The 14,748-nt window shown below is 70.3% G+C and carries 12 protein-coding genes, 1 tRNA gene and 1 pseudogene; 8 read left to right on the top strand and 6 right to left on the bottom strand.

All coding sequences use genetic code 11. The features are described 5' to 3' along the window. Window positions 1–13: 13 nt before the first annotated feature. Window positions 14–853 (bottom strand): SDR family NAD(P)-dependent oxidoreductase, encoded by an 840-nt coding sequence (locus tag AC6CHX_RS11180; RefSeq protein ID WP_498272878.1) that lies wholly within the window; start codon window positions 851–853, stop codon window positions 14–16. Window positions 854–983: 130 nt separating this feature from the next. Here AC6CHX_RS11180 and AC6CHX_RS11185 point away from each other — a divergent pair, with 130 nt between their 5' ends. Both AC6CHX_RS11185 and AC6CHX_RS11190 read left to right on the top strand, forming a co-directional pair. Continuing rightward, window positions 984–1,568, top strand: a complete 585-nt coding sequence (locus AC6CHX_RS11185) for an asparagine synthase (protein WP_452327041.1) — start codon at window positions 984–986, stop codon at window positions 1,566–1,568. Between the two features lie 64 nt (window positions 1,569–1,632). After that, window positions 1,633–1,705 (top strand) — tRNA-Arg (locus AC6CHX_RS11190). A 124-nt stretch (window positions 1,706–1,829) separates the two neighbouring features. On the opposite strand, the gene AC6CHX_RS11195 is transcribed toward AC6CHX_RS11190, so the two are convergent. Then, the gene (locus tag AC6CHX_RS11195) at window positions 1,830–2,201 is read right to left on the bottom strand and encodes a hypothetical protein (RefSeq protein ID WP_498272879.1); all 372 of its coding nucleotides are present in this window, start codon (window positions 2,199–2,201) and stop codon (window positions 1,830–1,832) included. A gap of 22 nt (window positions 2,202–2,223) precedes the next feature. Continuing rightward, window positions 2,224–3,153, bottom strand: a complete 930-nt coding sequence (locus AC6CHX_RS11200; protein ID WP_498272880.1) for a LysR family transcriptional regulator — start codon at window positions 3,151–3,153, stop codon at window positions 2,224–2,226. Window positions 3,154–3,231: 78 nt separating this feature from the next. Here AC6CHX_RS11200 and AC6CHX_RS11205 point away from each other — a divergent pair, with 78 nt between their 5' ends. Then, window positions 3,232–4,962 carry an L-aspartate oxidase gene (locus AC6CHX_RS11205; RefSeq protein ID WP_376103265.1) on the top strand — a complete coding sequence of 577 codons (1,731 nt, stop codon included), beginning with the start codon at window positions 3,232–3,234 and terminating at the stop codon, window positions 4,960–4,962. Between the two features lie 93 nt (window positions 4,963–5,055). Here the strand turns inward: AC6CHX_RS11205 and AC6CHX_RS11210 are convergent, their stop codons facing one another. After that, window positions 5,056–5,352 carry a hypothetical protein gene (locus AC6CHX_RS11210; RefSeq protein ID WP_498272881.1) on the bottom strand — a complete coding sequence of 99 codons (297 nt, stop codon included), beginning with the start codon at window positions 5,350–5,352 and terminating at the stop codon, window positions 5,056–5,058. A gap of 125 nt (window positions 5,353–5,477) precedes the next feature. On the opposite strand from AC6CHX_RS11210, the gene AC6CHX_RS11215 reads away from it, so the two are divergent. The 5 genes from AC6CHX_RS11215 to AC6CHX_RS11235 all read left to right on the top strand — a co-directional run bounded on the left by AC6CHX_RS11215 (window position 5,478) and on the right by AC6CHX_RS11235 (window position 10,369). Further along, window positions 5,478–6,974 carry an L-serine ammonia-lyase, iron-sulfur-dependent, subunit alpha gene (locus AC6CHX_RS11215; RefSeq protein ID WP_498272882.1) on the top strand — a complete coding sequence of 499 codons (1,497 nt, stop codon included), beginning with the start codon at window positions 5,478–5,480 and terminating at the stop codon, window positions 6,972–6,974. A gap of 214 nt (window positions 6,975–7,188) precedes the next feature. Then, window positions 7,189–7,941 carry an AAA family ATPase gene (locus AC6CHX_RS11220; RefSeq protein WP_498272883.1) on the top strand — a complete coding sequence of 251 codons (753 nt, stop codon included), beginning with the start codon at window positions 7,189–7,191 and terminating at the stop codon, window positions 7,939–7,941. Between the two features lie 44 nt (window positions 7,942–7,985). Beyond that, window positions 7,986–8,582 (top strand): TetR/AcrR family transcriptional regulator, encoded by a 597-nt coding sequence (locus AC6CHX_RS11225; protein WP_498272884.1) that lies wholly within the window; start codon window positions 7,986–7,988, stop codon window positions 8,580–8,582. A gap of 273 nt (window positions 8,583–8,855) precedes the next feature. Further along, window positions 8,856–9,638: an ABC transporter ATP-binding protein gene (locus AC6CHX_RS11230; RefSeq protein WP_498272885.1), complete on the top strand. Its 783-nt coding sequence runs from the start codon at window positions 8,856–8,858 to the stop codon at window positions 9,636–9,638. Next, window positions 9,635–10,369 carry an ABC transporter permease gene (locus tag AC6CHX_RS11235; protein WP_498272886.1) on the top strand — a complete coding sequence of 245 codons (735 nt, stop codon included), beginning with the start codon at window positions 9,635–9,637 and terminating at the stop codon, window positions 10,367–10,369. Before AC6CHX_RS11230 ends, AC6CHX_RS11235 begins: the two co-directional genes overlap by 4 nt. Window positions 10,370–10,390: 21 nt before the next feature. Here AC6CHX_RS11235 and hrpB read toward each other — a convergent pair. Together hrpB and AC6CHX_RS11245 are read right to left on the bottom strand one after the other, a co-directional pair. Further along, window positions 10,391–12,945, bottom strand: a pseudogene (gene hrpB / locus AC6CHX_RS11240) (ATP-dependent helicase HrpB). An 85-nt stretch (window positions 12,946–13,030) separates the two neighbouring features. Beyond that, entirely contained in the window at window positions 13,031–14,632 is a 1,602-nt protein-coding gene (locus AC6CHX_RS11245; protein ID WP_498272887.1) for an SPFH domain-containing protein, read from the bottom strand. Window positions 14,633–14,748: the final 116 nt, after the last annotated feature.

A 14,748-nucleotide genomic window follows, 5' to 3' on the forward strand; every position in this document is an offset into this window, starting at 1 on the left:
CGCCCCGGTGCGGTCAGGCGACCGGTGTGGTCGTGTCGACGGCCGCGCGCAGCGGGCGCCGCATCACGCGCCAGTACGACGACGGGGCGATGCGCGTGAGCACGTCGATCAGCCGCGCCTCGCGTCCGACCATCGTGCGCGCAGCCCTTCGCTCGGTCGCTCGGACGATCCGGGCCGCGGCATCCGCCGGATCGGTGTGGTACATCGCGGCCTGTGCCGCGGCGGCACGAGCAGCGACGTCCGGATCGATCGCGGCAGCGTAGCGGCCGTGCAGGATGATGCCGGTGCGGACGCCGGCCGGGTAGACGGCGCCGACGCTGACCGTGGTGCCCTCCAGCTCGTGCCGCAGCGCCTCGGAGAACCCCCGCACGGCGAACTTGCTCATCGCGTAGGGGATGCGCCCCGCCGGAGCGGCGAGCGCGTACACGCTCGCGAAGTGGGTGATGTGTGCGGCGGGCGCGGCGCGCAGGGCGGGGAGCAGCGCCTTGGTGATCGACACCGTGCCCCAGAGGTTCACGTCGGTGAGCCAGCGCATCTCCTCCATCGTGAGCTGGTCGAGGTTCCCGAGCATCGACGACCCCGCGCAGGTGATCAGGGCGTTGATCCGCGGATGCGCCGAGGTGATCTCGTCGGTTGCGGCGAACACGGCGTCGTCGTCGCGGAGATCGACCACGTGCGTGGTGACCGTCGAGCCGTCCAGTTCCGCGGCGATGCGCGCGAGCGCGGCGCCGTCGTGATCGATCAGCGCGAGGTGCGTGCCGCGGGCTGTCAGCAGTCGGGCGATGTCGGCGCCCATGCCGTTCGCCGCTCCCGTGATCACGGTGGTGCTGCCGGCGAGATCGAGGTGTTTCATGAGTCTCCTGCGGTGCGCGATCCGGGGCCGTGGGGGCGGATGTCGGAGGGGTGGGGCATGCTGATCCGGAACCATTCTGGCCGACACCGGGCCCCAGTGATACCGGTACGCTCGTGGAGAGGAGGTGCCGGTGGGACGGACAGCGGATGCCATCGCCGAAGGTGTCGCGATCGCGACGGCTGCCGCGCGCCTCGCGGTGAAGAATCACATCCTCATCGGCACCATCGCCGAAGACGGCGTCTTCGACATGGAGAAGTACATCGACGACGCGCGGGAGGCGCTGCGCGCGATGGCCGAGGAGTCGGAAGAGGCGGCCGCCAACGTCACCGCGCTGCGCAAGCGGGCGAGGGGCAGACACTCCGATCCCGTGGGCACGCACGACTACCGCGACCGCGATGTGCGAAACCTGCGCCGCCGGGCCAAGCAGTCCACCGGAGTCGGCCAGCGCCTGCGCGAGATGATGGAAGACCGGGAACGTCTGGCGCAGATCGTCGAAGAGGCGCGCGACGCCGCCTGGGCCGACGTGCGCCACAATCTCGACCGTCGACTGCGGGTCGAGGGCATGCGTCCCGATCAGGATCCCGACTACAACCGCATGCGCGAAGCACGCATGCAGGCCCTGCGACTCGTCGACCTGCAGGCGCTCTCGTCCGAGCAGCGTGCGAAGGCCAAGCGGCGCAAGAAGCAGCAGAAAGCCGAGGCGGCGAGCGACTGAGCGCTCGTTTCGCTTTCGCGTCAGGACTGTTGTAGGCTGTTCCACGGCCCGCTGAGCGGGCTGGGCGCCCGTAGCTCAATGGATAGAGCATCTGACTACGGATCAGAAGGTTAGGGGTTCGAGTCCCTTCGGGCGCACACTGTGTTGAGACAGTGAGAAACGGCTTCCACTTCGGTGGGGGCCGTTTCTGCGTTGTGCACGCACCGGTGAAAGCGGGCGGCGTTCGAGGTGGCACGCCGTCGCGCACTCGTCGCCGCAGGGTCAGTAGCCGGGTCCGAGGCCGGTCGAGAACGGGTCCGATTGATCGTTGTACGTCACGCGGATGTCGATGCCTCGCCCATGCGGTTCGAGGAGTATGTCGATCTGATCACCGACGTCCTGGCGCATCACATCCGTGCTGTCCAGATCGAGATCCGTGACCACGACGAACGAGCACCAGTACTCGCTCTCACCCGCCCAGAACTCATCGATCTCCGGCTCGACATCCAGTGTGCTGCGCACCACGTCGCTGACCTCTTCGGAGAGCGCTTCACAATCCGCGTACATGGTGTACTCGCCGAACTGGCATCCGGTCAATCCGAAAACGAGAAAGAGACCGATGATGCTCGTCGGGGCGGAGGTGCGGGAGTTCATGACGTCACCGTATCCGCTCCGCTCAGAGCAGGCTCGTGATCGCGGGGTCGCGACGGGCGACCTCCGCGGCCGTGGCCACGATGACCTCGCGGATGGCCGCGACTGCGACCGCGGGAGTGACGTCCGCCCGGTGGGCGAGGCTCACGGTGCGGGTCATCATCGGGTGCGTCAGTCGGACCGACCGCAGCGCGGGACGATCGAGCAGCACCATCGCCGGCACCACCGCGACGCCGACACCACGCTCGACGAAGCGCAGCACGGCATCCATTTCGGCCCCCTCGAGCACGTGGGTGGGCACGAGGCCCTCCGCGCGGAAGGCGGCGTCGGTGGTCGCGCGGAGTTCGTATGTCTCGTCGAGAGCGATGAGCGGGAGTGTGGCCAGGTGGGCGAGGCTCATCGCGGGCATGGTCGAGACGGGCGGCTCTGTCGCGGCCGAGATGACGACGAGCTCTTCGGCGAGCAGCGGCATGCGCGTGAGGCTGAAGCCCGACGGCGGCGGACCGTCGGACTCGGTGATGAGGGCGATGTCGACGGCGCCCACGGCCAACTGCTCGACGAGTCGACGGGAGCCGCTCTCGGTCAGGTGCAGATCGACGCCGGGATGGCTCGAATGGAACACGCTGATCGCCTCGGCGACGAGGCTGATGCAGAGGGTCGGCGGCGCGCCCAGCCGCACCCGTCCCCGGCGGAGGCCGGCCAGCTCGCCCATCTCGTCCTTGATGGCGTCGGCTTCGGCGAGCATGCGCTGAGCGCGGGGGAGGAGGGTCTCTCCTGCGGCGGTGAGCGCGATGTGGCCGCGTGCGCGGTGGAACAGTTCGGCGCCGAGTTCGCGCTCGAGGGTCGAGATCTGGCGGCTCAGCGACGGCTGTGCCAGGTGCAGGTGCTCGGAGGCGCGGGTGAAGTGTCCGAGGCGTGCGACCTCGACGAACCCGCGGAGCTGCTCGAGGTTCATGGCCCATAGCCTACCGGCATCGTTTCCACTCGAACTATGCATTGGAGTTATTAGGGTCGCCTAATTAGCGTGAATCGTATGTCTACCCCCGAACGTCAGATATCCACCACCGTCCTCGTCATCGGAACCGGCGGCTCCGGCCTGCGCGCGGCGATCGAGATCGCCGAACACGGCGTCGACGTGCTCGCCGTCGGCAAGCGCCCGCGTCAAGACGCTCATACGTCCCTCGCGGCCGGCGGCATCAACGCGGCACTGGGCACCATGGACGCGGAGGACAGCTGGCAACAGCACGCGGCCGACACCATCAAGGAGAGCTACCTGCTCGCCAACCCGCACACGGTCGAGATCGTCACCCAGGGCGCCGAGCGCGGCATCCGCGACCTCGAGCGGTGGGGCATGGACTTCGCCCGCGAAGACGACGGCCGCATCTCGCAGCGGTTCTTCGGTGCGCACACCTTCCGCCGCACCGCGTTCGCCGGCGACTACACCGGCCTCGAGATCCAGCGCACCCTCGTGCGCAAGGCCGAGCAGCTCGAGGTCCCGATCCTCGATCACGTCTACATCACCCGTCTGCTCGTGCGCGACAACGTCGTGTTCGGCGCGTACGGCTTCGACCAGGCCGATGGCACCCGCTATCTGATCCACGCGGATGCGGTGATCCTCGCAGCCGGCGGGCACAACCGCATCTGGCGCCGCACGTCGTCCCGTCGCGACGAGAACACCGGCGACTCCTTCCGTCTCGCGGTCGACGCCGGCGCACGCCTGCGCGACCCCGAGCTCGTGCAGTTCCACCCGTCGGGCATCATCGAGCCGGAGAACGCCGCCGGCACCTTGATCTCCGAGGCGGCACGCGGGGAGGGCGGCATCCTCCGCAACGCCCTCGGTGAGCGGTTCATGGAGAAGTACGACCCCGAGCGCATGGAGCTGTCGACCCGCGACCGCGTCGCGCTCGCCGCGTACACCGAGATCAAGGAAGGACGCGGCACCGAGAACGGCGGCGTCTGGCTCGACGTGTCGCACCTGCCGCGCGAGACGATCATGACCCGGCTGCCGCGCGTCTACCAGACGATGATGGAGCTGCAGATGCTCGACATCACCACCGACCCGATCGAGATCGCCCCCACCGCGCACTACTCGATGGGTGGCGTGTGGGTTCGCCCGGAGGATCACCAGACCGACGTCGAAGGGCTGTACGCGATCGGCGAGGCCTCGAGCGGGCTGCACGGAGCGAACCGGCTCGGCGGCAACTCGCTCATCGAGTTGCTGGTCTACGGGCGCATCGTCGGGCAGGCGGCCATGGAGCACGCGGCCGGTCTCGACGCACAGCGCCGGTCGGCGGAGGCCGTCGCCGCCGCACGCGCCGAGATCGACGACCTTCTCGCCGCGGAAGGGCGCGAGAACGTCCGCGCCCTGCAGCGTGCCATCCGCAACCTCATGACCGAGTACGCGGGTGTCGTCCGCTCGGAAGACGGGCTGCGCGCCGGACTCGCCGACCTCGACATGATCGAGGGGCGCATGGAAGACGTGGGGATCCACCCGGACATCGCCGGGTTCCAGGACCTCGCCCACGCGTTCGACCTCAAGGCCTCGGCGCTCGCCGCTCGTGCCACGCTCGAGGCCGCGCTGGAGCGCCGGGAGACGCGCGGATGCCACAACCGCAGTGACTTCCCCGACACCGACCCGACCCTGCAGGTGAACCTGGTGTGGTCGCCGACGGCGGGCGTCACGCGCGAGGAGATTCCCGAGATCTCGCCCGAGATCGCCGAGCTCATGCGTGAGGTCGACACCGAGGGCAAGCTCGTCGAGTAGCTCCGCCGAGACCCCGACTTCGCGCCGAGACCCCGCCCTGCTGATGTCTGCAGGGCGGGGTCTCGGCGGTGACCCGGGGTCTCAGCGAGGTGCTCAGTCGGCCTGCGGTTCCTCCGTGTCGATCACGCCGATGCCGACGGCCTCGTGGTCGGGCTCGGGCTCTTCGCGCTTCGGCGCCTTCGGCTCCTGCCCGGGGTCCTTCTCGGTGCTCGGCTCCTCGAGCTCCTCGGTGCTGGGCACCTCGCTCGGGTCGGCGTCTTCGGGCGATTCGGCCTCGGCGGGGGTCGTCGCCTCGCCCTCGCTCGTGTCGGAGGCTGGAGTGGGGGTCGGGGTCTGCGCCTCGGGCGAGAGTTCGTCGGCGGGATCCTGGCCGGGGGTGGCGTTTGTCATGATGGCCCCTTTCATGGTGTCGTCCGCTCAGGATGCCTCGTCGGCTGCTGTGGCTGAAGGGGCTTGACGCGGCGCCGAGTTAATCGAGGTGAACCGAGGACGCGGATGCGGCGTAGCCTGGAGGGGTGACTGCGTACGTCTCGGCTTTCGACCTGTTCTCCATCGGAGTGGGGCCGTCGAGCTCCCATACGGTCGGACCGATGCGGGCGGCCCTCGACTTCGCGCGACGGCTCACCGCGACCGGCACCCTCTCGCACGTGGCACGCGTCGGCAGCACGCTGTACGGGTCGCTCGGTGCGACCGGCATCGGCCACGGCACACCGGATGCGGTCGTCGCCGGGCTCCGCGGACTCGCACCGGAGACGTGCGATCCCGCCGAGGTGAGGTCGGCGTGGACGGACTTCCCTGCGGGTGGTGCGCTGTCCATCGACGGCATCCATGACGTCCCGTTCGCGAAGGATGACATCGTCTTCGCGCCGCGCACCCGGCTGCCCGGGCACCCCAACGCCATGACGATCACGGCGTGGGATCCCGAGGGGCGGATCGTCGCCGAGGAGACCTACTACTCGGTCGGCGGCGGCTTCATCCGCAGGGACGGGGAGGACGCGAAGCTCACGACCGCGGGGTTCCCCTACTCGTACCGGGACGCGGCCTCGCTGCTCGCCCTGTGCGACGAGAACGGACTGTCGATCGCCGAGGTCGCGCGGCTCAACGAGACCTCGCTCCGCGGCGAGGAGGAGGTCGCGGCCGGGCTCGATGCGATCTGGGACGCGATGTCGGGATGCGTCGAGGCCGGTCTGCACGCCGACGGCACGCTTCCCGGCATCCTCAAGGTCAAGCGGCGGGCCGGAGTGATCCGCGGCCAGCTCGAAGCGGTCGAGGCCGAGGGACATCGCGAACTGCCGGGCGAATGGCTCGGCGCCTTCGCGCTGGCCGTCAACGAAGAGAACGCGGCGGGCGGACGAGTCGTCACCGCGCCGACGAACGGTGCCGCCGGCATCCTCCCCGCCGTCGCCATGTACTGGTGGCGGTTCCTCGCCGACTCGGGGCTCGGCGCGGGGAATGCCGTCACCCCGTACGGCGAGCTGGTCGGCAGTGCGCTGCTGGGGTTCGAGCCGGACGTGCGGGCTCTGGATGCCGCGAGCGACCTCGACGAGGAGCAGACCGCCGAGGCCAACCGTCGCCGCGGCATCCGACGCTTCTTGCTGACCGCGACCGCGCTCGGATCGCTGTTCAAGGCGAACGCGTCGATCTCGGGAGCCGAGGGCGGGTGCCAGGCCGAGGTCGGCTCGGCCTGCGCGATGGCGGCCGGTGGACTCACAGCGGTGATGGGCGGAACGAACCGTCAGATCGAGAACGCAGCCGAGATCGCGATGGAACACCATCTGGGGCTCACCTGCGACCCGATCGGCGGTCTCGTGCAGATCCCCTGCATCGAACGCAACGCGATCGCGGCATCGACGGCGGTGACGGCCGCTCGTCTCGCACTGCGCGGAGACGGCAGCCACTACGTCTCGCTGGATGCCGTCGTCGAGACGATGCGCCAGACGGGGGCTGACATGTCGACCAAGTACAAGGAGACCAGCGAGGGCGGCCTCGCGGTCAACGTCATCGAGTGCTGACACCTCCATCCTTTCTCCCCTCCTTCCTTTCTCCCCTCCCTCCTCACCCCGTCGGCCGAGCGGCCCCGTTGCGTGCGACCCGCCCCCTTGAGTACGCACGCAGAAGGGCCGTTCGCACATGAAGGGCCGGGTCGGCCGCGCGGGGATGGGTCCCGCGCGATCCCGTGTCGGCGGATGCCGGTAACCTCCACGAGAAGTGCGCGGAGGAATCACGATGGATGAGTTCTGGGAGCCGACCTCTCGGCGCCGACGGCAGCAGCCGGTCGTGGCGGTGCGCCCGAACGACGACGCACCGACGCCCGGAGCGGGATGGCCGACGAACATTCCCGCCGTCGCCCAGGTGCTGCGGGAGGGGATCGATCTCGACCCCGGGGTCACGTTCCTCGTGGGTGAGAACGGCAGCGGCAAGTCCACCCTCGTCGAAGGGGTCGCGCTCGCCTACGGCCTCTCTCCGGAGGGCGGTTCTCGGCAGGCGCGGCACACCACGCGCGCGACCGAGTCTCCGCTGTCGGACTGGCTGCGGCTGCAGCGGGGCGTGGGAGCGAACCGGTGGGGCTTCTTCCTCCGCGCCGAGACGATGCACTCCTTCTACACCTACCTGGAGGAGAACCCCTCACCCCGGGGCGATGTCGCGTTCCACGAGATGAGCCACGGCGAGTCCTTCCTGGCGCTGTTGGAGAGCCGGTTCGACGAGCCCGGTTTCTACTGTCTCGATGAGCCCGAGGCGGCGCTGTCGTTCAACTCGACGCTCGCCCTGATCGCGGTGCTCCGACGCATCGCCGACGAAGGCGGCCAGGTGCTGTGTGCGACGCACTCGCCGGTGCTCGCGGCCCTGCCCGGCGCGAAGATCCTCGAGGTGGGGGAGTGGGGCGTCCGTCCGGCCGAGTGGGGCGACCTCGAGATCGTGAACCACTGGCGCTCGTTCCTCGAGCATCCGACGCGCTACCTGCGTCATCTGCTCGACTGAGGGCCGAGCCCCGCGCCGTCGGCACGCGTCATAGGCTGGCGGTCATGACCGAGCAGAAGGCGCCGCGCCGGCGAGGGCGCCCCCGGGGCGGCTCTGACTCGAGGGCGCGCATCATCGCGTCGGCGGTCGACGACTTCGCCGAGAAGGGGTACGACGGGGCGACGGTCCGCTCGATCGCCGCTAGAGCCGGCGTGGACTCGGCACTCGTGCACCACTACTTCGGCACCAAGGCCGATCTCTTCGCGGAGGCTGTGGGCATCCCGCTGCGACCCGACGTCGACGTGCCGAAGATCCTCGCGGGTCCGCGTGAGGAGGTCGGTGAGCGGCTGATCCGCTACGTGCTCGAGGCGTTCGAACAGCCGGAGGTCCGTCGACGAGGAGTCATGCTGATACGCACCGCCCTGGGGAGCCGTCTCACGACCCCGTTGCTGGCGGGGTTCCTCTCGCGCGAGCTGCTCTCCCGTGTCGCCCGCAGCCTCGATGCAGACGACGCCGATCTACGGGCATCGCTCGTGGCGTCGCAGATCGCCGGGCTGCTGATCGCCCGCTACGTGCTGCGGCTCCCCGCGCTCGCCGCGGCGTCGGTCGACGAGCTCGTCACCCGCGTCGGCCCGACCGTACAGCGCTACCTCTTCGACTGACCAGCCCCGGGATCCGCCGCGCCGGCCCCCGGCATCCTCCCCCCGGCATCCGCCCTCTTCCGGCATCTGCCCTCCCCCCGGCATCCGCCCTCCCCCGGCATCTGCCGACACAACTTCGGATTCCCCGGCCGACACGCGGGGCAGGCGGTCGACCAGCCGGCGTGTCGGCTCCGATCTCCGAAGTTGTGCGGGGGCGGAGCGTGGGCACGGGCGGGGGTGGGATCCCCGCGTATCCCGTTGACGCGATAGATCCGCGGGCGCATAATTCATCACATGATGAATAACTCGGCCGTCGAGATCGCGCAGCTGCGCGTGCACCGTGGAGCAGTGCAGGTCTTCGACGGGATCGACCTCACGATCCCGCGCGGACAGATCACGGGTCTGCTCGGGCCGTCGGGGTGCGGCAAGACCACCCTCATGCGCTCGATCGTCGGCGTGCAGCGGATCGCCGGGGGAGACCTCACGGTTCTCGGAGAGCCCGGCGGCGCCCGGAAGCTCCGCCACCGCGTCGCCTACGGCACGCAAGGGGCCGCAGTGTACGGCGACCTCAGCGTGCGCCAGAACCTCTCGTACTTCGCCTCGCTGCTGAAGGCGCCGAAGGGGGACGTCGACCGGGTCATCGATGAGGTCGGGCTGCGGGCCCAGGCGGGGCAGCTCGTCGACGCGCTCAGCGGCGGCCAGGCGACGCGCGTGTCGCTCGCGGTCGCGCTCATCGGCTCGCCCGAGCTGGTCGTGCTCGACGAACCGACCGTCGGCCTCGACCCCGTGCTGCGCGCCGAGCTGTGGGCACTGTTCCGGGGTCTCGCCGACCGCGGAGTGACGCTCATCGTCTCCAGCCACGTCATGGACGAGGCGGTCCGCTGCGACCGGCTGTTGCTGATGCGGGAAGGGCGGATCATCGCCGACACCACGCCGTCGTCGCTCCTGGCCGACACCGGCACGACCGACGCCGAGTCCGCGTTCCTGGCGCTGATAGAGCGGGACCGCAACGGTGACGCGGACACCCCACGAACACGTCGTGAAGCGCGGGAACACCGCGAGGGGGCCGCAGAATGAACGGCCGCCGGATGCTCGCCACCGCGGGGCGCGTGCTCGCCCAGCTGCGGCACGATCCGCGGTCGATCGCCCTGATGCTCGTCGCGCCGAGTCTGCTGGTCGGGCTCTTCGCCTGGCTGTTCAGCGACCAGGAGGGGGTGTTCGACCAGTTCGGCGGCGCGATCCTGGCGCTGTTCCCGTTCATCGTGATGTTCCTCATCACGTCGATCACGACCCTGCGCGAGCGTCGCTCGGGAACCCTCGAGCGCCTGATGACGACGCCCCTCGAGAAGGCCGACTTCATCCTCGGTTATGCGCTCGCGTTCGGGCTGATGGCCCTGCTGCAGGCGGCGATCACGGTGTCGTTCGCGGTCGGGGTGTGCGGGCTCGACGTCGACGGGCCGCTGTGGCAGCTGGGGCTCGTCGCGGTCGTCGACGCTCTGCTCGGCACGGCGCTCGGACTGCTCGCCAGTGCCTTCGCGCAGACCGAGTTCCAGGCGGTGCAGTTCATGCCGCTGCTGGTGTTCCCGCAGATCATCCTCGGCGGCCTGTTCATGCCTCGAGACCAGATGCCGGATGTGCTGTACGCCATCTCGGACTGGCTCCCGTTGAGCTACGCGATCGACACGATCAACGCGGTGGCTGCGGGTGACGAGGGCTGGGACGTGTTCGGTCCACTGCTGATCGTCGTCGCCTTCGCGGTGGGCGCCCTCGTGCTCGCGTCGCTGACGCTGCGGCGGCGCACGCGCTGAGTCTCCGACTCCGGTCGCGGCTCAGCGCGCCGCGCGGTTCTTCGTGTGCTTGGTCGGCACGGCGGCCCACGGGTCGTCGGGCCACGGATGCCGGGGATAGCGCCCACGCATCTCGGCGCGCACCTGGCTGTAGGGACCGGACCAGAAGGAGGCGAGGTCGTCGGTGACCGCGAGCGGACGCCCCGCGGGGGACAGCAGGTGGAAGAGGACCGGCACCCGTCCGTCGACGAGCCGCGGAGTCGCGGCCCACCCGAAGCACTCCTGCAGCTTCACGGCGACGACCGGCCGTGCGTGCGGGTCACCGTCGGGCTCCGGATAGGCGATGCGGATGCGGGATCCGCTGGGCACCTCGAGCCGTTCCGGTACGAGCTCATCGAGGCGCGCTGCCTCGGGCCACGGCAGCAGACGGCGAAGAGGCGATGACAGCTCCAGCCGTGCGGCGGGGTTCCGGCCGCGAGGCGGTCGAGCTCAGGTGCCAGCCACGCGTCGAGGGAGTCGACCAGCCCAGCGTCCGAGACATCGGGCCAGGGGTCGCCGAGCTCCCGCCGCAGCAGTGCCAGTCTCCGGCGCAGCGCGTCTGCGGTGTCGGACCAGGTGAACATGCCGAGCCCGTCGCGGCGGAGGGCTCGGCGCACGGCGTCGCGGCCCTCCTGCGCCGATGCCTTCACGGGGGCAGCGGACCGAAGGATGGCGCCGATGCGCCGTTCGCGTCGGGCCTGGACGCGACCTCCGACGAACTCCGCCTCGACGCGGTCGGTCATCAGGTGGCTCGCGGCCTGCTCCAGCTGCGCTTCGGTGAGCACCGCTGCGGCGCGGATGATCGCGCCGGACCCGGCTGCCGCGCGCGCGGTGGCGCGCGCGACGTCGGCGACGGCGAGCCATTCCACTGCGGCGAGCGTGCCCCGCACCCCCGCCCGGGTCCCGGATGCCAGCAGGAACGTCGCTCCGTCGGCGGTGCGCTCGACGCGACGCGCGATCCTCTCTGGGAACGCCAGCGCGATCACGAGCCCGACTCCGTCGAGGTCCGAGCGGACGCCAGGTGTCGCCGCGACCATGCGCTCCAGGCGGTTCGCATCGTCGCGCCATCGGCGGGTCTCCGGGCTCCGACCGCCTCGCAGCGCGATGAGAGCTTGCGCGACATCGGCATCCGCGATTCGCACGTCACCACCCAGGAGGGCGACGACCTCCGCCGCGAGCCGGCTGCCGACGACCGGGCTGCCGTCACGGAGCGCCCGGGCGAGTCGAGGATCGGTCGGAATCCGTGCCAGGATGCGGCCCTCGGCGGTGGCGCGACCCTCGTCGTCGATCGCGCCGAGACCACGGAGCACCGAGATCGCATCGGCCAGGTTCTCGGCGGGCAGCGGATCGATCATCCGCAGTCCGATGCCGCTCGGGGCGCCCCAGCAGGCGAGAAGCAGCGCGGCATCCGCGAGGTCGATCACCGCGATCTCGGGCACCTGTCGAGCGGGCGCCGCTGCGTAGGTGCGCTCGTCGACGCAGCGGATGACCGTACCGGGCCCCTGACGGGTGCCGCGTCCCGCCCGCTGCACGCACGACGAACGCGAGGCCGCGGTGGTGACCAGGCCCGTCATGCCGCGGACGGCGTCGCGCCGCGGGTGCCGCGACAGGCAGCTGTCCACGACCAGGCGCACCCCCGGCACGGTGAGGGAGGACTCGGCGAGCGATGTCGTGACGATGATGCGCGGAAGGTCCCGCGGTGTGCGGCCGCGGATCACGGCATCCTGCTCGGCCGGCGGGATCTGGCCGTGCAGTTCCCGCACATCGAAGGCGTCGGTCGCATCACGGACGCGGCGGGCGATCTCCGACACCTCGCGCGCACCCGGCGCGAAGACCAGCACGTCCGCCTCGGGGTCTTCGCGCACCAGTTCCTGGGCCGCGGATGTCGTGACTCGCGCGACATGATCGAGGAACCCCCACGTGACTCCACGCTCGTCGAGGCGCGGCACGGGGCTCGGGACCCAGCGCTCGGTGAGCGGGAAGGCGGGGACGTCGTGGTCGACGACCGGTGCGGGGGAGTCGTCTGTGCCGATCACGGCGGCGATGCGCGCGGCGTCGAGGGTGGCCGACATGGCGATCACCACCAGGTCGTCCCGCAGCTCACGCACCTCCGACAGCAGCCCGATCAGGAGGTCTGTCTCGAGCGCGCGCTCGTGCACCTCGTCGAGGATCACGGCATCCACACCGTCGAGCCCCGGGTCGTCGAGCATCCGTCGAAGCAGGACTCCGGCCGTGACGAACTCGACCCGCGTCTCGCGCCCTGCCGATCGCTCGCCGCGGACGGTGAAGCCCACGCGCGAGCCGAGGGGCGACCCGTCGAGGTGGGCGAGGCGTCGGGCGGCCGCACGGGCGGCGACACGGCGCGGCTGGGTGACGATCACGCGACCGGTGCTCCGTGAGGCGAGGAGCGGTGGCACGAGGGTGGTCTTGCCCGTGCCGGGTGGGGCGGTGACGACGACCGATCCGCTCGCATCGAGTGCCGCCGACAGCTCGTCGAGTGCGGCCGCGAACGACAGCCCCGCGCCGATGGCGGCGAGGTCGAAGGCGGCGGACGTCATCCGTCCAGTCTGCCCGGTCGTGCCGACGAAACAGCGGATGCCGCGACCGAGATCGGCCGCGGCATCCGCTGTCGTGAAGGTGCGACTACTCCGCTGCGGGAGCCTGCGGTGCGGGCGGCGGCGGGGTGGTCGGCGTCGACACGCGCGGCGCGGGTGCCGCTGGCGTGGCTTCCGCGACTCCGGCCCCGAAGCCGCGGCCGACGGCCTGCCCCTGGATGATGCCGGCGAGGTCGAGCCCCGTGGCCGAGTGGACGCTGTCGAACACCGAGCGCAGTGCCTTGGCGCTGTCGGCGCCGACGACGTTGGAGGCGCCGTCCTCGCCGGAGCTGCCGATGATCGACACGTTGCCGATCGCCGCATAGCCCTTCGAGAACTCGGCCATGATCGACGGCAGCACCTCGAGCACACGCTGCGAGAGGAAGGCATCCTGGTTCGAGGCGATGGCCTTGGCTTCTGCCTCGAGTGCTGCAGCACGGGCATCACCCTCGGCACGGATGGCGTCGGCTTCGGCGCTGGCACGCAGTCGGCGGGCCTCGGCTTCGGCTTCGGCCTGGGCGCGCAGGGCGTTCGCCTCACCGCTGGCCTTCGCGATCGCGGCCGCGGCCTCACCGTCGGCGCGGGCCTTGTCGGCCTGTGCCTGCTGCTCGGCGATGCGGGTGCGGGCCTCGGCCTGCTTGACCTGCTCGATCGCGGCTGCCTCGGCGGCGCGCTCGCGCGTGTAGAGCTCGGCCTGTGCGCGGGTCTCGGCCTCGTACCGCTGCGCGTCGGCGACGCGCTTGACGTCGGCGTCGAGCTGGGCCTGCTTGTTCTCTGCCTGCTGCTGCAGAACGGCCTGCTCGGCCTGGGCGCGGGCGAGGGCCTCGGCCTGCTCCGCCTCGGCGCGGGCACGACCGATTCCGGAATCGGAGTTCGCCGTGTTCGTGTCGAGCGCGGTCTGCTCGATCAGGTTGGCTTCCTTGTTGGCGATGTTCTTCTGGTTGATCGCGCGGTCGGCGTTGGTCTGCGAGATCTCGGCTGCCTGACGCTTCGCCTGGATCTCGGGGGCGCCGAGGGACTGGATGTAGCCGACCTTGTCGGTGATGCCCTTGATCTGGAAGGAGTCCAGGATCAGACCCTGCTCCGCGAGCTCCTGCGAGACATCGGCGGCGATCTGGTCGGAGAACTTCTTCCGCTCGCGCATCAGCTCAACGACCGACAGGGTCGCGACGATTCCACGGAGAGCGCCTTCGAGCTGCTCGGTGGTGAACTGCTCGATGGCCTTGTCCTGCGAGGCGAAGCGCTCGGCGGCACGGCGGACGTAAAGGGGGTCGGAGCCGATCTTCACGATCGCGACGCCGTCGACGTTCAGCGTCACGCTGTCGAGGGACTGCGCTTCGGCGTTGAGGGAGACCTGGCGCGAGCGCAGGGAGATGATCTCGTGGCGCTGCGTGATCGGATTGACCAGCGACTTGCCGTTCACGATGACCGTGACCGGCGATTCGGCCATCTCGGAACTGGTCGTCCCGTCGGCGGCGATGACGGCGCGCTGGATCTTCTGCTTGCGCCCCGAGATGACGAGTGCCTCGTCGGCTCGGGCGACCTTGATCCAGCTGCGCGCGAACAACAGCAGGATGAGCAGCAGGACGACGGCGACGACGACTGCGATACCGACGATGACGAGGATGCCGACGATTCCGGCGATCTCCATGGATGACCTCCCTGGTTCCCCCCGAGGGGGCGGTCTGACGTGCCCGCGGCGGTGCAGGCGTACGCCCCCACCCTGCCAGAAACGGAAGCGGGTCGTTCCCGCGGCCTCCTGATGGG

The organism is Microbacterium sp. GQ128 (assembly GCF_059758615.1).